The sequence below is a fragment of the Shewanella sp. KT0246 genome (assembly GCF_019654955.1).
In the GTDB taxonomy this organism is placed as follows: Bacteria; Pseudomonadota; Gammaproteobacteria; order Enterobacterales; family Shewanellaceae; genus Shewanella; species Shewanella goraebulensis.
This window is the reverse complement of record NZ_BPEV01000022.1, coordinates 24,004-48,049: the sequence shown is the minus strand read 5'-3', so window position 1 is coordinate 48,049 and position 24,046 is coordinate 24,004. Positions and strand designations below refer to the sequence as shown.

14 protein-coding genes are annotated in these 24,046 nt (G+C 40.5%); 9 read left to right on the top strand and 5 right to left on the bottom strand.

All coding sequences use genetic code 11. The features are described from left to right. Nucleotides 1–183 precede the first annotated feature (183 nt). The 4 genes from K5Q58_RS12425 (at nt 184) to K5Q58_RS12410 (ending at nt 8,265) form a co-directional block, all read left to right on the top strand. Nucleotides 184–2,568, top strand: coding sequence for an agarase (locus tag K5Q58_RS12425; protein WP_220754247.1), 2,385 nt, complete (start codon nt 184–186; stop codon nt 2,566–2,568). Nucleotides 2,569–2,904: 336 nt separating this feature from the next. Then, nucleotides 2,905–5,688, top strand: coding sequence for a TonB-dependent receptor (locus K5Q58_RS12420; RefSeq protein WP_220754246.1), 2,784 nt, complete (start codon nt 2,905–2,907; stop codon nt 5,686–5,688). 205 nt (nt 5,689–5,893) lie between these two features. Further along, nucleotides 5,894–7,501: a tryptophan halogenase family protein gene (locus K5Q58_RS12415; protein ID WP_220754245.1), complete on the top strand. Its 1,608-nt coding sequence runs from the start codon at nt 5,894–5,896 to the stop codon at nt 7,499–7,501. Between the two features lie 20 nt (nt 7,502–7,521). Beyond that, nucleotides 7,522–8,265: a SapC family protein gene (locus K5Q58_RS12410; protein ID WP_220754244.1), complete on the top strand. Its 744-nt coding sequence runs from the start codon at nt 7,522–7,524 to the stop codon at nt 8,263–8,265. 71 nt (nt 8,266–8,336) lie between these two features. Here K5Q58_RS12410 and K5Q58_RS12405 read toward each other — a convergent pair whose 3' ends face one another. The 3 genes from K5Q58_RS12405 to K5Q58_RS12395 form a co-directional block, all read right to left on the bottom strand. Further along, a complete protein-coding gene (locus K5Q58_RS12405) occupies nt 8,337–8,762 on the bottom strand; it encodes a hypothetical protein (protein ID WP_220754243.1) in 426 nt (141 codons plus the stop codon). A gap of 315 nt (nt 8,763–9,077) precedes the next feature. Beyond that, the gene (locus K5Q58_RS12400) at nt 9,078–10,448 is read right to left on the bottom strand and encodes an RICIN domain-containing protein (RefSeq protein ID WP_220754242.1); all 1,371 of its coding nucleotides are present in this window, start codon (nt 10,446–10,448) and stop codon (nt 9,078–9,080) included. 172 nt (nt 10,449–10,620) lie between these two features. Then, nucleotides 10,621–13,038 (bottom strand): hypothetical protein, encoded by a 2,418-nt coding sequence (locus tag K5Q58_RS12395; protein WP_220754241.1) that lies wholly within the window; start codon nt 13,036–13,038, stop codon nt 10,621–10,623. Between the two features lie 413 nt (nt 13,039–13,451). Here K5Q58_RS12395 and K5Q58_RS12390 point away from each other — a divergent pair, with 413 nt between their 5' ends. Continuing rightward, nucleotides 13,452–13,733 carry a TIGR03643 family protein gene (locus K5Q58_RS12390; RefSeq protein ID WP_220754240.1) on the top strand — a complete coding sequence of 94 codons (282 nt, stop codon included), beginning with the start codon at nt 13,452–13,454 and terminating at the stop codon, nt 13,731–13,733. A gap of 80 nt (nt 13,734–13,813) precedes the next feature. On the opposite strand, the gene K5Q58_RS12385 is transcribed toward K5Q58_RS12390, so the two are convergent. Both K5Q58_RS12385 and K5Q58_RS12380 read right to left on the bottom strand, forming a co-directional pair. Further along, nucleotides 13,814–14,431 carry a GntR family transcriptional regulator gene (locus tag K5Q58_RS12385; protein WP_220754282.1) on the bottom strand — a complete coding sequence of 206 codons (618 nt, stop codon included), beginning with the start codon at nt 14,429–14,431 and terminating at the stop codon, nt 13,814–13,816. 387 nt (nt 14,432–14,818) lie between these two features. Beyond that, nucleotides 14,819–17,197, bottom strand: a complete 2,379-nt coding sequence (locus K5Q58_RS12380; protein WP_259651335.1) for a beta-galactosidase — start codon at nt 17,195–17,197, stop codon at nt 14,819–14,821. A gap of 447 nt (nt 17,198–17,644) precedes the next feature. Here K5Q58_RS12380 and K5Q58_RS12375 point away from each other — a divergent pair, with 447 nt between their 5' ends. The 4 genes from K5Q58_RS12375 to K5Q58_RS12360 all read left to right on the top strand — a co-directional run bounded on the left by K5Q58_RS12375 (nt 17,645) and on the right by K5Q58_RS12360 (nt 24,031). Then, nucleotides 17,645–19,258, top strand: coding sequence for a sugar porter family MFS transporter (locus K5Q58_RS12375; protein ID WP_220754239.1), 1,614 nt, complete (start codon nt 17,645–17,647; stop codon nt 19,256–19,258). A gap of 2 nt (nt 19,259–19,260) precedes the next feature. Continuing rightward, complete coding sequence (locus K5Q58_RS12370) at nt 19,261–20,211, top strand: sugar kinase (RefSeq protein ID WP_220754280.1); 951 nt, start codon at nt 19,261–19,263, stop codon at nt 20,209–20,211. Between the two features lie 112 nt (nt 20,212–20,323). Then, complete coding sequence (locus K5Q58_RS12365; protein ID WP_220754238.1) at nt 20,324–21,442, top strand: family 43 glycosylhydrolase; 1,119 nt, start codon at nt 20,324–20,326, stop codon at nt 21,440–21,442. A 222-nt stretch (nt 21,443–21,664) separates the two neighbouring features. Further along, nucleotides 21,665–24,031, top strand: a complete 2,367-nt coding sequence (locus tag K5Q58_RS12360) for an alkaline phosphatase D family protein (protein WP_220754237.1) — start codon at nt 21,665–21,667, stop codon at nt 24,029–24,031. Nucleotides 24,032–24,046: the final 15 nt, after the last annotated feature.

The window sequence follows — 24,046 nt, the reverse complement described above, 5'->3', positions numbered from 1 at the left end:
CAGTTTGTTTAAACGGTAAGCCTTGAGGGCTCTCTTCAAGGCTTCAATCCAACAACTCTTCTCTTAGTTGATACAGCCTAGTATCGATTCCTGCTGGGTGTTAACCGAGCGTTACAACGTATTTAGCTATGAGCATTTCATCATCAGCGCAGCGGTATTGCTGATTATATTGCAGGAGGCGATATGCATATCCCACATTTATCAAGCAATCCCCAATTATCATGTGCACTAATAATAGGCTGTTTAAGCCTAGTTTCTGCTTGTGATAAAGCGGTTAAAACACCCACAGCAAGTGTAGAGGATGAATCAGTAATAACTCAGATTGAACCCGCAATCGTTGGCAATGTTAATTTGATTAAGGTGCTGTTAGATTTTGAAAGTGCACAAGATTTAGCTTCAGTTACAAGCCAGCACGCAGATGTATCGTTAGTTGCAGGAGTCAGCAGTAAAGCGCTTGAAGTTAACTTTAACTCTGAGCATAACAATGTAACCAGTATTGCTATTAAACCCGATACAGCATGGGATTTAAGCGGTCATCAAGACGTAGCGATCGCTGTTGATATCAGTAATGCGTCAATGGCTTCGACTCCTATTTACGTTAAAACCTATGATACTGAACATCATCAATCGCGCAGTACTGTCATTCCTGCCAATTCGATTCAGACTTACTACATTGTGCTAAAGGGTGATGAACTGGCTAAAGAGACGGGCATTCGCTCTAATCCCAAATACTGGCTTACTTATTTTGAACCAGTGGAGTGGCGAGGCGGTAATAAGCACTTAGATGTAGCCAATATCACAGCGCTTCACTTTCAGATTGATGGTTCATTAGTAAATAAAAGCCTGACTTTTGACAATATCCGTATGATTAGCCCCAAAGGGGTCGATGCAGACTATCTGAATGGTTTAGTTGATGAGTTTGGTCAAAATGCCAAACAAGAGTTTAATGGCAAGGTGCACTCGCTTGAGCAACTTAAGCAGAGTAGCAATGCCGAAATCGCACAGCTTGCAAAAGCCCCTAAACTTGCAGATCGCAGTCAATATAACGGCTGGTTAAATGGGCCTAAACTTGATGCTACAGGTTATTACCGAACGGATAAATATCAAGGCAAGTGGACACTTGTTGATCCTGAAGGTTACCTATTCTTTTCCAATGGTATTGCTAATGTTCGCATGGCCAATACGTCTACCATCACAGGCTTTGATTTCGATCCTATGTTGATCAATATTAAATTAGCCACTGATTTAACCCCTGAAGATTCATTGGGGCTGAATCAGGTCGATAAACAAGCATTACCGAGTCGTAAGCTTGAATCTAGCCTACGGGCAAAGATGTTTTCTTGGTTACCAAGCTATGAGTCAGCTTTAGGACAAAACTTTGGTTACCGCCGTAGTGTGCATACTGGGCCGTTAGCCGCGGGGGAAACCTTCAGTTTCTATCGAACTAATTTACAGCGGAAATTTAGTTTAGATGACGCTGTTAGTGTGTTTGATAAATGGAAAGATAACACTATAAATCGTATGCAAAGTTGGGGTTTTACTTCTTTTGGTAACTGGGTTGATCCTGGCTATTATCAGATGAATCGCTTCCCGTATTTTGCTAATGGCTGGATCATTGGTGATTTTAAAACCGTCAGTAGCGGTAATGATTATTGGAGCCCACTACCTGATCCGTTCGACCCAGTATTTGAACAGCGAACCCAAGCAACGGTTAAGCAAATTGCACTTGAGGTCAATAACAACCCTTGGTGTGTAGGGGTGTTTATTGATAATGAAAAAAGCTGGGGAATGATGACGTCGTTGCAAAGCCAATACGGCATTGTGATTAATACGCTTGGCCGCTCTGCGACAGAAAGCCCCACCAAAGCGGCATTTGTTAACGCGTTGCAAAACAAGTACGCATCTATCGACTTGTTAAATACTGCTTGGGGATTGTCGGTAACATGGGATGAATTGGCCAATGGCTTGGTTGTAAAAGACATTAACGATGCAGTAACCGCAGATCTCTCCATGTTGCTGAGCTTATATGCGGAGCAATACTTTAAAACGGTCAGCACGGCTTTAAAGCAGCATATGCCAGAACATTTGTACATGGGCGCAAGGTTTGCCAGTTGGGGGATGACACCAGAACTGCGCGCAGCTGCAGCGAAATACGCTGATGTGATGAGCTACAACTACTATAAAGAAGGCCTTGATAAAGGTTTTTGGACATTCTTAGATGAAGTAGACCGCCCAAGCATCATTGGAGAATTTCACAATGGCTCGCTTGATTCAGGGTTAATCCATCCTGGATTAGTGCCTGCAGAGTCTCAGGCGGATAGGGGAGTCATGTATCAAGACTTTATGAACAGTGTCATAGAGAACGATTACTTTGTTGGCGCTCATTGGTTTCAATATATTGATTCACCTTTAACAGGGCGGGCCTATGATGGTGAGAATTACAATGTAGGCTTTGTGTCAGTGACAGACCAACCTTACACCGAGCTAGTTAATGCGGCCAAGATGGTCAATAAAACACTGTACCCTCAGCGTTTTACCACTGAAAAAATACTGAGTGAACCAAAGTAATAGCGGTTTTAAAGCATGAAGGCTTTTTAAAAAAAGGACTATTTAATCAACACTGCATAATGAAAGTAATTGGCTATTTCAATTAAAAAGTCATGCTCTCAACACGGATGAATTATATTATTAATCCGTGTTTTTTTGTCTTTAATATTCAATTCAAACCTCACCTACTCGTTATTAAACTTCTTTAGTATATATTGTTAACAATTAACTAATACCAAAAAACTATTGACATAATGGTTAAAAAATAGCAGATTGTTAACAATTCGATCACAAGTAATGCACTTATGCATTGGTCGGACTAAAGCAAAAATCCGATAACAAGAAGGTTTTTTCAAGATGAAGAATAAAAATTTCAGATTTAATTCTGTTTACTGTGCGATGTTACTCGCAGCAAGTGTTGGGGCACATGCTGATGAAGTTGATAGCGTTGATGGAAATAATGCGGAAACAGAAGTTGAAGTGATTCAAGTTAAAGGCATCAGAAGCTCGTTAACTAAATCTGCATCAACTAAGCGTTACTCTGATGGTGTGGTTGATGCCATTAGTGCAGAAGATATAGGTAAGTTACCCGATACTAACTTAGCGGAATCTTTGCAACGTATTGCGGGTGTATCGATCGATCGTGCCAATAACGAAGGTAATAAGGTTACCGTTCGTGGTTTTGGGCCTGAATTTAATTTGGTGACACTTAATGGTCGTCAAATGCCTAACTCTTCAGCACTTCAGTCAGAAGGGGTTTCGCGTAGTTTTAACTTCCGTGAAATCGCCGCTGAAAGTGTCTCTGGTGTGGAAGTATACAAAACCGGTAAAGCGAATATTACATCAGGCGGTATTGGCGCAACGATTGATATCTCGACTGCCAGACCATTTGATTACGACGGCTTTAAAGCATTTGTTAGCGCTAAAGGGATTTATGATACTAGCGTAGAAACAGGTGATTCCGTTACGCCAGAAATTTCAGGCATGATCAGTCAAACCTTTGCTGATGACAAAGTGGGCTTTTTATTGTCGGCGTCACATGCAGAACGCGACAGTCATACAGACCTTGTCGGTACTGATGGTTGGGTAAGGAATCGTAGTCGTGACAATGTTGATTTATCGGCTATTGATACCAACAAAAATCCAGAACAAGCCATTTGGACACCTTGGACAGCTAAAACTGAGCTGATTGATACCGAGCGTACCCGCCAAAATGCCCAAGCGGTATTACAAGTGCAACCGATTGACTCTGTTGTTGCCACACTTGATTACACGATTTCTCGCTTTGAACAAACTCGTTATACCAATCGTTCAGCGTTTTGGTTTGATAATCCAAGCGGATCAGCCAACGCCAATGGCACATTATGGAACCCACGAGATCAAGATGATGAGTTAAACTTTTGGGCGTGGGAATATTACGAAGAGAAAGAAAACGATTCACTTGGCCTAAACATTGATTGGCAAGCCACTGATACATTGAGTTTTGAATTAGATATTCATGACTCAACATCGAAATCAAACCCTGATGGTCAAACGGCTGAAACCCTAGCTAACCTTAAAAATCCATCAGGTTCTGTTGGGTTAATTGGCGCTAATTTTGTTGGCGATATTCCAGAAATTATTGTCGATGATTCTAATTTACCTGGCGGTGCTTATAACAAAGACAATATTGTCTCTGATTTATACCAAAAGCGCGGCTATTCAATGGATAACAACATTAAGCAATATCGCTTTGCTGGTACATGGGAAAATGCCGCATCAGACAGCGCATTAACCAAGATCAATTTTGGGATCATGAATACTGATTACACCATTGATACCCGTTTAAGCGAAGTATTCTCTTTTGTTGATGTGCCACTCGATAATTTAGATTTAGGCTTTATTCCATTAGGCGATACTGCAGATCAATTCCCTGGTGCAAATAACCTGTTTCCATATATCTCGCAATATGACGTGAATCAGTTCATCGACATTGTTAAATCAGAAGGCTTATTTGCTGAGCCTAATATTCAAACTAATGGTGTGAATGAAGAAACATTAGCGGCATACATCTCATTTGATTTTGATACTGAATTTAATGACATGCCAGTGAAAATGAATGTGGGTGTACGCTACGAAGACACAGACGTAAAAGCCTATTCGGTTCAAAACGGTATTATCGCGATGAATTATCGTCATGCGCAGGAATTACGACCTGTTTATGATGACACACCAACCGCTGACGAATTAACCGGTAGCTACACGCGTATTTTGCCTAACTTTGACTTTAATATGTCAGTGACTGATGAAATCGTTACCCGTTTTTCCTATAGCCGAACCTTGTCTCGTGCAGGGGTAAGTGCATTATTCCCAGCAACCAATGTGTCTGCAAGACCTGGTGGTCCGTTTAACGCATCACAAGGTAACCCAAATCTGCTACCGATTACTTCTGATAACTTTGACTTATCACTTGAATGGTATTTTGATGACGGTAGTTTTGCGTCTGCTGGTTACTTTAAGAAATATGTTGAAAACTTTATTGGCGCAGGCACCGAAAATCGTTCAATTAACGATGTAAATGGTCAGCCGTTAACCGATCCAAGTGTTAACCCTAGAGCGGGTTGCCCTGATGCATCAGACACGCCAAACCCTGATTGTTTAGGTACAGCGACTGATCCGGTAATTACTTGGGAAGTGGCTACACCAGATAACCTACAGAATCGTGAAGTTGATGGTTGGGAATTAAACGCGCAATACATGTTCTGGGATAGTGGTTTTGGTACTGTTGCTAACTACACCATCGTCAACAGTGATGAGTCTTTTGATCCATATAACTTTGATCAAACCATTGCACTTACAGGTTTGAGTGATTCAGGTAACTTAGTCGCGTTTTATGAAAATGACAGTTTCCAAGCTCGTATTGCCTACAACTGGCGTGATGAGTTCTTACTGGCATTAGGTAATGAACCGACATTTACCGAAGCTTATGGGCAACTTGATATGAGTATTAGTTATGACATTAATGATACGTTTACCGTTTCACTTGATGGTCTTAACTTAACTGATGAAACCGTAAGACGTTATGGCCGTTTTGAAGAGCAGTTACTCGCGGCTGAGCAATACGGTCCACGTTATACCGTGGGTGTTAGTGCTAAGTTTTAAGCTTAGTTAACGCTATAGCATGTATTAAACAGTGATTTGATGTTAACCATCGATAGCATGGATTTACAGATAAATAGCTTATCACTCTTATGTGTGATGATTAATACTGTTCGCTAAAACTCAATGTGGTTGTCATAAATATGGCAGCCACATTTTTTTTGAACAAATATCGTTAAATATTTTCACAACAAGAATTGGAGCAAATATGACCAATCCAATCGATTCTACAAATTATGAAGCCTGTGCTTCTGCAAACCAACAAACTCATACAACAAATCATATTGTCATCGTTGGTGGTGGCAGTGCAGGTTGGATAACCGCTGGCACTATTGCCGCCAAACTCAATAAAACCCATGCTGGTAATTTTACCGTAACCTTAATTGAGTCCGCTAATGTGCCAGCTATCGGTGTTGGTGAGGGCACTTGGCCAACAATGCGTACCACGCTTAACAATATGGGGATCCGTGAAACTGACTTTATTAACCATTGTCATGCATCGTTTAAGCAAGGCGCTAAATTTGCTAAATGGGTTACTGGTAAAGATGATGACTTTTACTATCATCCTTTGATGCTCCCAGAAGGAAGCCATCATGACAGTCTGATTCAGCAGTGGTTTACAGCCGACACTATAACTTCACTTTCAGCGACGTTGAGCCCACAAGAAGCCATATGTGAAGCTGGGCTGGCACCTAAATATATCACCACCGCAGAATATGACGCTGTGGCTAACTATGCCTATCACCTAGATGCAGGGCGTTTTTCAGCATTTCTGCAAGCGCATTGCGTTAATCATTTACATGTTCGGCATTTGGTCTCTGATGTGGTTGCTATCAACAATGATAATGATGGCTACATTGACTCATTAACGACAGCCGATTTAGGTGACATTAATGGAGATTTGTTCATTGACTGCACTGGGTTTAAATCTTTATTGCTCGGTGAGCATTACAAGGTCGGGTTTAAAAGCTGCAAAGACGTCTTGTTCGCAGATACAGCCATTGCGGTTCAGGTACCTTATGACGATGAGCAATCACCTATTGCTTCACATACCATTTCAACGGCGCAATCAGCGGGTTGGATTTGGGATATTGGTTTATCAAGCAGGCGCGGTGTAGGGCATGTTTACGCAAGCCGTTATATCAATGATCAAGATGCAGAAGCAGAGCTTAAAGCGTATCTGGCAGATTCTGTGTCAGATGTTGACTCATTAACATTTCGAAAAATAGCCATAAACCCAGGCCATAGAGAGAAGTTTTGGCATAAAAACTGTGTTGCTATTGGACTGTCTGCAGGCTTTTTGGAGCCGTTGGAGGCATCTGCGCTGCTCTTAGTTGAGATTTCGGCCAATATGGTTGCAGAACAATTACCGAGTAATAGGGTAGCAATGGATATTGTTGCCAAGCGATTCAATGACACGTTTTTATACCGCTGGGATCGAATTATTGATTTTTTGAAACTGCATTACATGCTTAATCAACGCGATGACAGTGATTTTTGGATTGATAATCGTTGTGTGGAGTCCATTCCAAAAAGCTTACAGACCTTATTGACGCTATGGCAAACTCAAATTCCCTCCGATAACGATTTTACCCATGCCACAGAAGTGTTCCCTGCTGCGAGTTATCAATATGTGCTTTACGGCATGGGGTTTAACACTGAAGCGTCGCCTTGGCCATTGAATAGTCAGTGCCAACAAGCATCGAAGAAACAATTTGAACACAACAAAGTCATGACTCAACAGCTTACGGGTTCGCTGCCAAGCAATCGTGAGTTAATACAATTAATTAAACAATACGGCTTACAAAAAGTATAACAAGCGCAAAGGAAGCAATGATGAAAAATGCAATCGTAGATCCAACCGTTCATTTACACACACAAGTCGTCAGCGCACATGGTCAGCAATATGGTGAGAATGTTCATTATGTCCCTGTAGTAGCAGAAGAGTTGCGACAACTTATTGTTGAGTACCCGTGCTGCTTGTTAAAGAATAACCAGACAGGTCAATTTGGTTTACACGCGTTACTGGGGTTTACTCCCGGAGAAAACTTGTTCTTATCAGGTGAGCAGTGGTGCGCTAATGCCATACCAATGCATATTCAGCGTCAGCCTTTTATGGTTGGCAGAGTAGGCGAACGTAATGAGATGACAAATCAACAAAAATCGCTATTAACCATTGATATGAATTCCAACAGAGTAAAAGATTCAAGTTATAACAAAGGCGATGGGAAAAGGTTGTTTGATGATAAAGGCACACCTACTGATTACTTAAAAACAATGAATCAACTGGTCACGACCCTTGCACAAGGTATTATCCGCACAGAATCGTTTATTAAAGCATTAGTTGAGCATGATTTAATCGAAGCGATTCAAGTTGGCGTGACATTTACAGGTGGGGAAAAGCATAAGTTTGATGGACTTTATGTGATTAATGAAGCAAATTTGTCGAGCTTAGACGAGGCGATTTTAGTTGAGTTTCATCGTAATGGGTATTTGCAAGCATGCCATTTACTGTCAGCATCTATGAGCAATTTACAGAAATTAATCGTCTTAAAAAATGAGCAATTATCGGCTAATTAATGATGAATGTCTGCGCATTGCTGAGTGACAGTTCACTCAGCAATGGGGAATAGTAAAACTCTGTTTAAGGTTTATTTATATTCGGTTACACGTGCTATGTAAGTGAATTTACCTGAATCATTTTGATAATCACGGTATAAGTCTACTGAGAAAGCGGTTGGATTATCTTGATCAACCCTTGCCGCAATCTTATGGCTTAGTTCGTCGATGTCTTTTTCGTTGTATATGTAAAATTTCTTCACTTTTTCAAGACCATTCTCTTTTGCATCGTGGCTAGAGACATAAATCTCGCTGTACTTTTCTGTAATAAAACCTTGATAAGTAATGCTTTCAAAACTTGCTTCTTCATCTACAGTAATAAAAATATCGGTTTGCGACTCAACACTGACGAGTTGCTCCATTGCTGAATCTAGCTGTTGTTTTGATTCGACTTCGGACTCAGCGAATGCGCCTATGCTTACTGACATCATCATTACTGCAATTATTGATTTTTTCATTATTTCTCGCTGTTTTATTATTCGTTGGATAAGCAAATTATGATGCTTCATTGTTTTATGAATGAATTGTAAGACGAGTATTGAGGATGACAGAATACCGTTTGTAGGACTTAGCCCTTCAAAACTAGCTCATCAAAACTAGCTCATCACAACTAGCTCATCGAATTAGCAGAGTATGGGAATGTAGTGGCAGATGAATTTTAAAGCGCCCAAACGACGTTAGTTAACGTATGACTCAATGTGTGCTGACCATCAGCTCTATCGACATTGAAGCTAATTTTGTAATTAACATTGGGCTTAACAATCTAATAAGCGTTAATCTAATGTAAACTGCTGATTATCGCCGTTGTAGCAACTCCATTGTGTTAAAGCTGCGCCATTAGCTGTCGACTTTCCTGCAATGTCGAGGCACTTATTGCTGACTTTGCTGATGATTTCAACATAACCATTTCCTTTATCATTTAAGTTCCACATTTGGTTTTGGTTGCTGCTGTTACAAACCCATTGCTGGATTTTACCGCCATTAGCGGTTGTGCCCGCAGCCAAATCTAAACAAAGATTACTGAGATTAGATTTGATGTTATAAAAACCATTACTGAGTTGAGTGAAACTGAACTGCTGGGCATTAGTATTGTCACAGCCTGCTTGCTGATAAGTAGAGCCATTACTGGTTTGGTTATTAATGACATCTATACACTTAGCGCTGTGCTTAGCCACAAGCTGGTATTGGGTATTGGGGTTAATATCGTCATTTCCTCCATTATCACCTCCAGAGCTGCCATCACTGACAGGTTGATAAACACGGATCCAGTCAACATACATTTTGTTTTTAGCACCGTCAGCCAGATCGGCATCTGTAGCCACATTACCCGCCTCTGAGCGCCAAGAATGATCTTCAGTGTCTAAAATGATGAACATTTCCTCATCCATCGTGTACTGGGTTTTATCCATGAGTGCGCCAGTATAATCTTTATCTTTCATCACGACTTCATCCCAAGAACCTTGTGGGGTTTCTTGTCCGTCGATATAAAAGGTCACGTCGGTTGGGCTTTTCCAATAGGCGCCAAAGCGGTGAAATCCTTCGCGCCAATTATTGCCCCATACCGGTGTGTTGTGGGTTTGATCGTTAAAGTCACTTCTAATGCTATTGTCATTATTACGAACAAAGACATGAAAATTAGTCGACATATTTTGTGCAAACCAAGTTTCACGGGCGCCGCCATATACTTCTAGAATATCAATTTCACGTTCATCGTTTTCACTGAGTAACCAGAAATTTGAAGATAACTCCAAGTTACTCACTTTGATGTTGGCTTCTAGGAATATGGGATACTTTACTTTAGTTTTTGAAGTGATCACGCCAGCATTCACAAGATTAGGGGCTTTACGTGACGCGCTAATGATTAAGTTACCATCAGATACCCAAGATTCACCGCTATTCCAGCGCGTTAATCCTGGGCCTTCCCAAGCATTAAAGTAAGTATCATTCCATTTACTGGTGAAAGTTGAGGTTTTACCTTGGTAATTAAATGAATCAGAGTATTGATCATTTAATTGCCAAACAAGACCGTTACCTGGATCGGCAGGTAACGGAATGTTATCCCAGTCTGCTGCAAAACAAACACTCGAAAGGGCGCTTGTGGTTATCAGGGTTGTAGCATGGATGAGATTAATATGACGTTTCATAAATTTCCCTTTTTATATAATGATCACTTTACGTATAAAGTGTCTTGTTATTGACTATTTCTGCTACCTTGCAGAAATAGATCATGTCATTTCAATGACCGCACACTACCAAAATGACAAGATGGATAGACTTCTTCACGCGTAAGAGTGCAGAAGTCTTTTTAGCTTGTGATTAATTTCGTGGCATGACTTTAGAGTGAGCAAAATATTGCATGGCGACAGAAGTGATAAATCCTCCGTCATCAGCAAATTCGATTGTGATGAGGTTATCTGTCTGCAGGTGGTCATTAGAGATAGGGATTTCAATCACGCCAAAGTATTGCTGACGACCTTGGCCGTCTTGATACTGATCGTAACCACGATAGTCAGGATCAATTTCAACAGGGTTACCATTAATTGTGACGTTGGGTTGCAAAGATTTACCGTGTTCTCGCCCTAAACCAAGGCGCAATATTGCTTCGCCAGTTTCTGCAATATCAACATTGTTAATGTTAAAGCTCGCACTGGTATCTGCGGTGATGGGATGTTTATAACTGTCTGCGTAATACTTGGTTTCAGTTTGCGTGTGTGGCAGTTCAATATCTTCGCTAAACGTTAATTCAATTATGACTGTGCTTTCGGCTGCAATGGTTAATTGATTTAGCTCTTCTATTGATGACAAATCTGACTCTACTAAATGGGTTGTCCCATTTTCGTGGAATAAAATTTTCAGCATGATGTCGCTAATCTTGTCTTGATTAATACCAAGTAAAGATACATCAATGGTTTGAACTTCTTTTTCAAGGCTGTTAATTATCAGGTATGCGCTATTATCTTCGACGTAAGCGTCTAACTGAAAGTCGCGATCGGTTGAATAGCTGTCTACGCGTGTGCCATTAACGTTTGACCACAATTGGTAAAATTTAACCATATCGGTATAAACGTATTCATCACCTGTTTGGCCTTCAATCTCTTTATTTTGGCGCATTAAGCGTGCGTAATAGGGAACTGTTTCGCTTAATCGTCCCCATTCTGCTTTTACTGGAATAAATGGGATGGCCATTTCAATATTATTCGCGCGTTCTAAAAATGACATCAGTTGGCTGTTAATCGCCCTTAAATGGTACCAATCTCGTTGTGCTAACCAAGGTTGATTAAATAAAGAATGAACCTGTGACCCATACTCTGACACCATGAAGGGTTTAACTTCACCCAGAGTTAATGCCATATAGTGTTCTAACATATCGAAAGTGGCTTCGATATTACTCCCAGCGCGGAGTTCTTCACGGTTTTGAAATGCGGGGAAGTCGTATAAATGCAGCGAGATAAAGTCCATATTCTCACCCGCGATATCGATAAATGCTTTGTCCCTTTGTTCCCATCGATCAAAGTTTTGCTTATCAAAATCAGGAAAAGCCACGGTATAGCCGCCAACTAATACATCTGTGTTAGCCAGTGATGAGTCATGGTTTACCGCTTTAATCGCCGCGGCAACGTTAGTATGAAACTCAAAAACCTTTTCAATGGTGGTAGGGTCTTCTGCAAAATCAATTAATTCGTACAGTGGCTCATTCATTACCTCAATGTATTTGGGCTTAGGTTGACCGTAGATATCAACACCATCATTTTTATTAAAATACTTGGCAACAAATTGCCCCATATAGTCACCCGTTGCAGTACCAAAAGGTTCTGCAGCTGAATCAAGTTGAGAGAATGCCCAGCCTTGGCCGGTATCTTTGCCATCAGGCCAATAAGGGTGCTGCTGTGCTGCCACCACCATATTGAGATTGCGGTGTTCATGCTGTCTTTGTGTTTCAGCCCTTTGATCGGTGTTTGTTTTATAAGTCCAACGAGAGTTACCGCCATTACTGGTTGCCATTTCAGCATCGACAAAGCCACTTTGTGTAGCAGATTCAGCCAATAAACTAAGCTGGTAGCGCATACCGCCAGTATCACGACCAAAATATACGTCATAACCTTCAGCGAACTCTGTGATTAAGTCTGATGACGCATTTGTGCCGACGTTATACCAGTCGTTTTCAGTGTGGGATGCGTGGATGGTGATAAATTTCTTACGATCAAACACATTGAGATCGTTAATACTGTGAATGGTATCGAGATTAAATATCAATGATGTTAACGCTGGTGTCGGCGCTGCAGTTTCTTCTGCTGTTGTAACGGTAAACGTCGCACTGATATCTCCAACGTTAATTTCTACACTTGTAGTGGTTTGAGCGGTATCTGGAGCAGTGACTTGCAGTGAGATTTGATCACCTGTAGAAACGGTACTGTCCTCAGCTGTGTACAAACCGCCATTTATCGAATATTGCCCACCTGTCACGCTAATATCGGTCGCAGCATTAATGCCTGTGATTGTTACTGATTCAGATATAACTGCCGTACTTAACTCGACATCATTTACCGCCATAAAACTAAAAGGTTCTGGCGAAGTGTCAGTTATAGGTTCAGATTCTGCTGGTGGGGTATTTTCTACTGGGTTAGGTTCTTCTGATGAAGAGCCACAACCGAGTAAACTTGTGATAATGATTGCGGTGAACAATGTTTTTTTAAAATAACGACTGCCTAAGTCGTTTGGGTCAACGTTTGTCATAGTATTCGCTTAAATAAATTTACTAAAACAAGGCTTAATAACTTCGTAGACAACAAGCTTTCGTTTGATATCACAACTCAGCTTCAAACATATTACTCCTCAATAAGATATTAAACCTAACATTGTTTAATGGTGATTGTTAACAATTTGTGTGTGATTGATTTTAATGATGTCGGTGCGATGATTTATTTATTGTTTTAAGTGTCTGTATTGTAATATTAAAAAATTGATTCAATGAATTAACGGAAAAAAGATTGAATAATTTTGATGTGTAAATTTAATCGGTATTGGTATTTTATGAGTTAACTATCCAGAATTTGTCATTTTTACAGTCTTAAAACTAAACCAGATTTGAAATTACAGCGTAATTTACCGTGACGTTAAATATCGCAGAGAAACATTAAAGGTTAACTATGATAAAGCAGCCATTGTTTACAGCACAATTTACTGATGATGAACGTTCTAGGATCATTGAGATGGCTTGGGAGGATAGAACACCATTTGAAGCCATTGCTCATCAATTTGGTGTTAATGAAAGCGCGGTTATTCAGTTTATGCGAAAAAATTTAAAACGTAGCAGTTTTAATTTGTGGCGAAGCAGGGTGTCAGGTCGCAATACTAAGCACCTTAAATTACGTTCTAGCAGTGTTAATAGGGCCTATTGCAGCACGCAATATAAAATGAGAAATAAATAAGACGGTAATAATCATTAATCCAGGCAATAAAAAAGGGCAGTGAATACTGCCCATTTTATTAAGATATGGTGGCTTGGTAATTATTTTATGTTAGCTTTAATCGCTTTTGCTGCACGGCTAATATCGCCTTCACGTAACGCCTGTAAAATTCCTCTATGCTCATCAACACACTCAGAGCTGCTGGTAATGCGCTTGTAGTTAAGGCGCATGCGCATCACATATGGATACCAGATATTAACTAAATCTTCGCCGCCAGCTTTATAAATAAGGTAATTATGGAACGAGATATCGATTTTTGTGACTTCAGTAAAATCTTCTCTATCAAACGCGCCTTGTAACTCATCAAGTATCGCTTCTAATTGCACAACATCATCGTCAGTTATTGGATTGTGTTTAAAGTTTTCAATGGCATACACTTCGATGTTTTGGCGAAGGTTGATCATTAACTTTTGCAGTTTCGGTTCTAAAATACTGTTGACCGACGCGCCACAGTTGTTTTTAGAAATGAGCAGACCTTCTTTGGTCAATTGTAGGATTACGTCTCGAATAGGACCGCGAGAAAGGCCAAAGCGTTTTGCTAATTCTTGCTCATTTAATTTGGTATTTGGCGCCAAATCTCCAGAAATGATATCTGAACGTAATTGGTCGGCAATTTGATCTTTTACCGATAAAATTTTGGTTGGTTTAGCTGCTGCCATGATATACCCAGTTTGATCATAATATTCTAACATTCTAGACACTTAGGCGTTTTATTACAATTGTCAAATGTCATATTGTTAAAAATATACACAAATTAATTATGTAACTAACTGAATTTATGATGTTTAAATTGATACCTTTGAGTAAAAAATCAAAAAAATGCCCATTGGCAGATATATTGTTAACAACAAACATTGCTAACAAGCTGCACAATGGACTATCTGAAGACCTAATCAGATATCAATCAACCTAAACGGTTGGAGCAAAAAAGAAGTACTTAATGGGGAGGAAAATACTTCACAAAGTTGTTTTGATGAATCACCACTTTTACTTTCATTGACTCATTGTCAGTTAATCAATGAAAAGTAAAACGGTGAGAGATAGGATTACTCTTGTTTACCAAAGCGCCTTTGGTACATCTGCTGGTTTATTTCTTTAGCAGCATTAACCATAAAAGGGTAAGGCGAGTCGGTGACAGAGACAAAACCGACATTATAGTTTTCTCCATCGTATGCGCGTCCTGTGATAGGTGAGTCGATATATTGAAACCAATGTGCGCCAATAAAGTACGGATTATCAATCACTGATTTCATATAGTCTTTATACATTTGGGCTCTGTCTTGTTGGTCTGACGCCAAAATTAACCCAGGGTGATATAAACCTGAATCTTTAGCACCAATATGAAACTCACCGATAATACTTGGCATATCGATTTCTTTTAAAAATGCCCATGACTTTTTCGTTAAGCCTTCTTTGTAAGAATTAAAGCTAATCACATCCACATGTTTAGCTGAAGCGTTGACCACTTCTCTTGGCATTCCCCAATCAGGGAATCGCGAACCCAGATACAAATGATTAGGCATGTAATGTTTAACCGCCTTATTGACGGTGCTGAAGTATTTATCAGCATAAGCGGTCAGCAGTATGCCGTAATCTGTGATTTGGACAGGATTATTGATACTGGAGTCGATACCGTTATCAAATTCGTCCCAATTGGCAATAGACTTGTTCCATGCTTGGTTTAGCTTGCTGATGTCACCGTATTTATGTTGCATTAATCGAGTGAATTCGGCTTTGGTTGGCACGTTAGCGCCGTCTTTAGTTAATGTGTTGACCACAATACCGTAACGACTTTCAGTGCTGTCTGAACGACCAAAACTTTTTTCATTATCGACAAATATACCCACGCACCAAGGATTTCCTTTTACTTCGTCGTAGATAACTTTAGCCGTTGCCATGGCACGGGTTTCAAACTCTGGGTCGAATACATCTGGCATTGGAGCCCAGAAGTCATCGCCGCTTGATACGGTTTTGTAATTTCCGATAATCCAGCCATTGGCAAAGAAAGGAATTTTATTGTTGTCGTAGTAACGCGGGTCGGTCCAATTACCTAGCGACGTAAAGCCCCAATTCAGCATGCGATTGACAGTGGTGTCTTCCCAGGCTTGCATGTAACCTTCAGGTTGTTCACCGTATTTTCTTTCTAGGTTTGCTGAATAAAAACTGTAGGTTTCACCGTGCTTTAATGGCCCTGAGTGAGCACTTCGGCGGTAACCAAAGTGTTTTCCCAGTGGTTCGTCATAGCTTGGTAACCAACTGAACATGTCAGTTCGCATATTCGATGCGACAAAGCGACTAGCTATCGCATCATCTGACACTCGGTTTAGTTTTTGAGAGTCTTCAGGGGTAACATTGTCTTTAGTCGGCTGAACAATAAATTCTTGCTTGAAATCAAATCCGGTGATGGTCGATGAATTAGACAGCCTGATAATATCAATGCCTGTGGCTAAGTATAAGTAACCATCAGGGTCAACTAATGACCATTTATCATTCACTTTCTCTGTTCGAAAGTAACCCGTTGCTTCAAGCTTAGGTCCTGATAACCACCCGCCGTAACGGCTTCTGTCAGCTGCAACGTCACCACTGAATGTTTTAGCTTCATTTATGCGTTGTTGTTCAAGTTCAAGATCGTTAGTTATCTTACCTACGAAGTCTGTTGTATTATTTTGACCATACTTATCGACGATATCTGTTAAGAATTGTTGATTAAATTCAGGGTTTTGCCTGATTTGTATTCGGCTAATATCAATTGATTTGTTATGTAGGTTGCTTTGAACACTTAAGTTAATTTTTGCAATGCCACTGGTATTGAGGTTCTTTTTACCCCACATAGAAGTGAACTGATGTTCGTCACTTTCCCAAGTATCTGGGTTTGAACGCAGCCCCGAAGTAAAGTTAAGTTCGACTTTATGATCGCTGTCCATCACACCCAGATCGTGTCCTGCCATTTTTGCATAATAAGTTTGCACTTTATTACCCACCGGAACATTCACAGTGCGGGTATAGTTAAACCCGTCTATATCACTGATATCGAGATATAATTGCACACTGTGCTCGCCAGTATTCACAATATCAAACGCTAAATTAAAGTCAGTTAAATCACTCCAATCCCAAGCTTTTTCTGGCTGAATACTGATGCCACTGTAGTTATTATTTTTAGCATTAAATTTAACGTGCAGGACACCATTAGTGACTGATGTATCTGCTGCGACAGGTTTAATCATTCCACTGTTAGCAGGATCAAAATTAACTAAATCCATCGACTGAGATTGAGGGACTGCGTCACTTGTGCCATCAAGGGTATTAGCAGGCTTGATAACATCAGTGGCAGTTTGTGTATCGTTCTGGCAACCCAAGCTTTGGGTAATTGCTACAGCAAGCAAGCTCATTGTAAGGGCATATTTAACGTTCAATTTATTGATCATGTTCATATCCATTGTGCATTTTAAAATTCAATAATCAGAAACACTTTATTGTTAACAATCTACATTGTTAATATTTTATTGGCAATACGTTAATTTGAAAAATGCCGTGATAATTTCGAAACGAGCTGTGTTGTAACAAACTGGATACGCTTTTATTTAATCTTCCAAAAATAAATGTATAGACAAAACGGTAGGTTAACTAAGTTATCGAGCTTTTGGAATATATAAAGTACGTCAATGAGCTATTGGTTTTTAGTAAATTGTTAACAATAGTTGCTATCTATTTCATGTTAATGCTAATGTAATGTTATCTGAGTTGTTAACGGGTTTGGCGAGTTGAGAGGCTAAGAGAATGGATTTATTTGTTCTATATAGCATACCAAATTGTTGGAACAAGTTGTTCAGCACAAACATAAGTAGATAAATTAATTGATAGTGGATGTGTATATGATTATTAAAAGTCACAGTGTTTTGTATTGCGCACTAGTTGTGGCATTAGGCGGTTTTATTTTCGGCTTAGATGCAGCGTTGATATCTGGCACAGTACGATTTGTCACTACCGAGTTTAATTTAACCGACTTAGAAATCGGAACCGTGGTAAGTGCACCAGGCTTTGGGGTGATATTTGCCTTAATGGTGACAGGTGTCATCTGTGACAAAATCGGTCGTAAAAAAACCTTAGTCATTATCTCATTTATTTATATCATTTCAGCAGTGATGTCAGTCATGGCAACTAGCTTTGAATCACTGGTAATAGCACGATTTATCGGTGGTTTAGCATTTACCTCTTTATCTGTTGCCGCAATGTATATTGGCGAGATAGCGCCGTCTCATTTACGCGGTAAACTGGTGTCAATCATTCAAATCAACATAGTGGTTGGTTTATCGATCGCTTACTTTGCTAATTTTGCCATTTTAGAGTTTTCAGAAAGTTGTCATCCATGGGTGTCAGCATTACAAATAGACACTCAAACATGGCGCTGGATGCTTGGGATTGAAATTTTGCCCGCTATTGTTTGGTTCTTATTACTACTTAACATTCCTCAAAGCCCGCGCTGGTTGATCATGAAGCGTAAAGAAGAAAAAGCCAAACTCATTATTAATCAGTTTAACAATACCACTCAGTGTGAAGAAGAAATTGCGCAAATCAAACAAAGCCTAAAAAGCCACAATGATAAAGAATCATTTTGGGTGTTATTTAAAAGCTTATTTGATAGCAAAGTACGTGGCGTCATGATCATCGGACTGACCATTGGTATTGTTCAGCAAATTACCGGTATTAACGCCATTATGTTCTATGCCCCAACTGTATTTGAACAGTTAGGTATTGGCACAGATGCAGCGTTCTTTCAAGCTGTAGTGGTAGGTTTAGTCAGCATCATCTTTACTGTGGTGGCAATATTACTCATTGACCGATTAGGTAGAAGACCACTCGTCATTTGGGGGCTTGCAACGGCAACCATCAGTTTATTTGCTTGTTACTGGGGCTTTAGCCAAGCAACTTATTCATTAACCGATCAAGCGTTAGTGGCGCTAGCTGGACAGATGAATGTGTCAGAGCTCACCTCTATGGCAAATGTGGTCTTTCACAGTGATGTGGAATTTAAAACGGCGTTAATTTCAGTGTTAGGTGAGTCTGATGCCAAGTTATACGAAAGCGAGTTATTACAAAGTGCAGCTTCAATAAATGCCAATTTGATTATTGGCGGAATTATTGGCTTTATTGCTGCATTTCATTTCTCAATTGGCCCAATCATGTGGGTATTGTTTTCTGAAATATTCCCAACTCATATTCGTGGTGTTGCCATTCCGGTATTTGCATTCATTACCAGTTTTGTAAGCTACTTAGTTCAACAGTTTTTCCCTTGGCAGTTGAGTGTATTTGGAGCCGACGAAATCTTCTTATTTTATGCAATCTGCGGTGCAATAGGGTTTGTATTGTTGTTCAAAATTATGCCTGAAACTAAAAACAAAACCATTGAAGAAATTGAAATTTTACTGTCTCGAAATACCAAAGACACGAGTGATGACACTCTGCCATTAGCGAAAAGAGAAGCGTAGTGATGAAGTCTATTCTAGCGATTGGCGAATGCATGATGGAATTGACTGAGCATTCAGAATCATTATTAAAACGGGCATTTGCGGGTGATACCTACAATGCATTAGTGTACGCAAAACACTATAACGCCAATATCGATTGCCAGTTGTTTACTGCAGTGGGTGATGATGCAACCAGCGGTGCAATGCGAAAAGCATGGCAAAAACAGTGTATTAATGATCAAGCGGTGTTAACCATAGATACCGCGACAGTTGGCATTTATGCGATTGCGACTGATGATGCAGGTGAGCGCAGTTTTAGTTACTGGCGAAAGGATTCTGCTGCAACACAAATGATGGGAGTTGTAGCGGTTGAAGCGTTAGTTTCACGAATTGGCTCTGTGGATATTGTTTTTTTTAGTGGTATCTCGTTAGGTATTTTAGCTGATGAAGATAAGCACTTAATGATGCAACTCATTCAAGCTTTACGTCAAAAAGGTGCATTGGTTGCCTTTGACCCTAATTATCGCCAAGCGATGTGGCAATCGGTCAGTCATGCTAAAACGTGGTTTGATATTGCATACCAGCATTGTGATATCGCTTTACCAGGTATTGAAGAACATGACGCTTTATACGGGCAACAAACAGCCATTGAAGTGATGCTGCATTGCCAATCTTTGGGTGCCAAAGAGATTATTGTAAAAAGCGGCTTAGACGGAACCTACGCATATGAGTGTGGTGAGTTGATCGCCCATCAACCTTTTAATCCAGCGCCTATTCAAGTTGACTCGACTGCAGCAGGAGACTCTTTTGCTGGAACTTATCTTGCGAGCCGTAATTGCGAGCATGATATAGAGACATCGTTAGGTGAAGCATGTCTTGTTGCCAGAGAAGTCGTGCAGCATAAAGGGGCGATATTAGCCCCCGATATTTACCAAGAGATTAAAACAGCGCAGCAAAGCTTACTGACTCAATAAGACGATTAACAAGTGAATGAGAACATCAGTCAATCGCTATGTTGCCCTTTAACAAAATCAAAATCACCACCGTCAACTATGACGTGGCACTACCTGACGTTTAGGAATAGTTATGAATTCAAATAAACCATTGAGCCTTGCAAGTCGACGCGCTATTGAGCGTGGTTACGATAAAACACGCTCTGATTGGATGGTCGAGTTTGCAGTGACACCGCTTAAAGGGGACTTTGCTTTTGAGCATGGAGTCATCAGGCGTGACCCTTCTTCGGTCATTGAAGTTGATGGTGTGTTGCATTGCTGGTACACCAAAGGCCAAGGGGAAACCGTAGGATTTGGGTCGGATAACCTTGAGGATAAAGTTTTCCCATGGGATTTGACTGAAGTGTGGCACGCGACATCGAACGATGGCGAAACGTGGAAAGAACAAGGCGTTGCGATTAAACGTGGTCAAGCTGGCCAATATGATGATCGCGCCATTTTTACCCCAGAAGTGCTGGCGCACAATGGGCGCTTTTACCTTGTTTATCAAACCGTCACCACGCCTTATACCAATAGGCAGTTTGAAGAAATTGCACTAGCCAGTTCTGACAGCCCATATGGTCCATGGCTTAAGTCTGCATCGCCAATCCTAAGCCCAAGTAAAGATGGCCAGTGGCGAGGGGATGAAGACAACCGTTTTCATGTGAACAGTAAGGGAAGTTTTGACAGTCACAAAGTGCATGATCCTTGTCTACAGTTTTTTAATGACAAGTTTTACCTTTACTACAAAGGTGAAACCATGGGTGAAGAAATGAACTTTGGTGGCCGCGAAATTAAACACGGTGTAGCGATTGCTGACAACATTGAAGGCCCCTATATCAAGTCTGAGTTAAACCCTATTTCAAACAGTGGTCATGAAGTGGTTGTGTGGAATTTTGAAGGTGGCATAGCTTCGCTATTAACAACTGATGGTCCTGAAAAAAATACCATTCAGTTTGCAGATGATGGCCTAAATTTTGATATTAAAGCCCACATAAAAGGGGCACCAGAAGCCATTGGCTTGTTTAGACCTACTCAGCCTAACAGTGTTGCAGCAAGTAGCTCAGATGTAGGTGTGAATGACAGCCAAAGACCCGGCCTAACTTGGGGGCTTTGTCATCAATATGATGCTTCTTGGAACTGGAATTTTATTTGTCGCTTTAACATCAAACGACAAGTGTTAGATGCTGGGACTTTTCAAAATAGTAACTAGCAAGTGACTGGTCGTTAGCAGTTAGTACTTGGCAGTTAGTAGCTACTAGTTAGGGCATCGAACCCGATGCTAATTTTATCGTATATGGCCTCGACCCCTTAATGATTTTACGTCGTTGCTTTTGCTTTATAACAGAGAATGTTCGGCTAAAGGCTGGTGTTGTCATCACTTAATCGCTTTATTGAGTACAAATGGACTCTTGTAAACAAAACTGAGGAAGGTATGGATAGACGCAGTTTTATAAAACTTTCGGCTTTAGCAACGGGTGGCTTATTATTCCCATCTCAAGCAGCTAGAGCGGCAGCCAATAGATTGTCTGTTACTGACGTTTCTTTAGTGGAAACATTAGTCAGTAATAGTAAACGTCCTTGGCTTGGTTCTGCTTTTTGGGGTAATCGCCTGCAAGATTGGCGATTGAATGCAGGTAAAATTGAATGCATTCGAAACGGGCGTGGCTTTGAAATGCGCACGGTGTCGATATTAACGCGACAACTTAATAACAGTATTAAGCCTGCTCGTATTAAAGCAAAAGTTTCAAACTTAACACCTAATAAAGCCGGCTTTTGCGGTTTTTTATTGGGGGCGGGTTCGGATAGTTTAGATTATCGAGCCAGCGCTTTGATCCAAAGGGCATCAGGTGAAAATGGCGGCTTTATGGCTGTCATTAATGAAAAAGGTGAACTTAGTTTTAATGACTTCACTAACAAACAAAAACCATTGGCTTATGAAAAAATCGTGAGAACCAATAGCGTTAATATTGGCGCTGTTCATGATCGTGAGATTATCTTAGATTGCCATATTGATCCTGTATCAAAAACGTCATTTGATGTTCGTTTAGTTGCCATTGACAGTAAAACCGGTAAAGAGCTTGGGTTTATTGTTAGAACTGGCGTTGCTAATGATGAACTACTAGGCGGGGTGATGTTGTTATCTTCAACGCCACCTAAGCAAAGTGGGGCGCGCTGGGCATTTTCAGATATTCAAACGGGTGGTGAAAAACTATCGAAGCTTGATCGACAAGCCATTGGGCCTGTTATGGGCTGTATGCACAGTGTCAATAAGTCGGTATTAAAACTCAGTGCCCAGTTTATGCCAGTTGCTGACGATGAGTATCAAACTGCCAAGTTACAATATCAAATCGCCGGCAGTAAGGAGTGGGTCTCTGCGCCTTCATCCCAAATGGAGCCCGGTTACATTATTCAATACCGTGTCGATAACTGGGATAACAGCCAAACACACAATTATCGAGTAGTTACCGATAGCACATCAGATCAGGTGGACGTGTTATACCAAGGCCAAGTGCTAAAAGATCCAGGTAAAACCAAGCCATTATCTATCGCTTTATATTCTTGCCTTGTGGCCACCAATCAGTCATTAGATATTGAGCATTTCAAGACCCGATTAAAACAAGAAAAGCAATTAGGTCGTTTTAGTCCTGAGAATATTTTGTTTCCTCATACAGAACTGGTGAATAATTGCGACAAGCACGAACCAGATATGTATGTATTTTGTGGTGATCAGTATTATGAAGCAACGCCAACACAAGTATGGCGTAATCGACCTGACTCACACTTAGACATGCTTTATCGCTGGTATCTTTGGTATTGGACATTCAAAGACTCTATTCGAAATAAACCCGCAATATTGTTAGCGGATGACCATGACGTGCTACAAGGTAATTTATGGGGAGTAGGTGGCCGTGACCCCGTTGTATTAGAAGGTGATAAACGCACCGAAGAAGACGGTGGCTATATGCAAACCAAAGCCTTGGTCAAAATGGTTTATCGAATGCAACATGGTCATAATCCTGATGCATACGATCCAACACCAATAGAACACGGTATTTCTGTGACTTATGGTGCCTTCGTTTATGGTGGTGTCAGTTTTGCCATGGTAGAAGATAGAAAGTTTAAATCCCGCCGTAATATTAATATCGATCCGATTTATGCCCAAGGTGAGTTATTGGGTCATAGGCAAGAGCAGTTTTTACGCGAATGGGCAGATATGGATAAAGCACTGCCTAAAATCTGTATTGCTGCATCCATGTGGGGCTCGCCTCAGACCAAAAGTAATTTAGAACCATTGTTAGATTACGACTCAAACGGCTATCCACCTGACGGTAGAACTCGCGCAGTCAAATTGATTAAAGACGCAGGCGCTGTAGTCATTTGCGGTGATCAACATTTAGCCATGGTGGCTAAACAAGGGTTAGACACCTTTGAAGATGGACCATTATTTTATGCTGGCCCTGCTGGAGCCGCCTTTTGGCAGCGATGGTTTGAAGGATTAGATAAACTTGATAATCAATTTAATAATGATCCTAACACGGGTAATTTTACCGATACATTTGGTAATAAGATGCGGGTACTAGCCGTTGCCAACCCTAAGGTGACCTATGATGATTTTAAACAGCAAACCAATAATTCCTGGAGTAACTATTTAGCTGATAGGAGCTTAAAAAGTGAAGGCTACGGTATTGTAAAAGTAAACCATCATGCCGAACAATTTGAATTCGAATGCTGGGAGTGGGATACCGATCCAACTCAAGGTAAACAATTTGCTGGTTGGCCATATATACACAAATTTTAAAACAGAAATGTCACA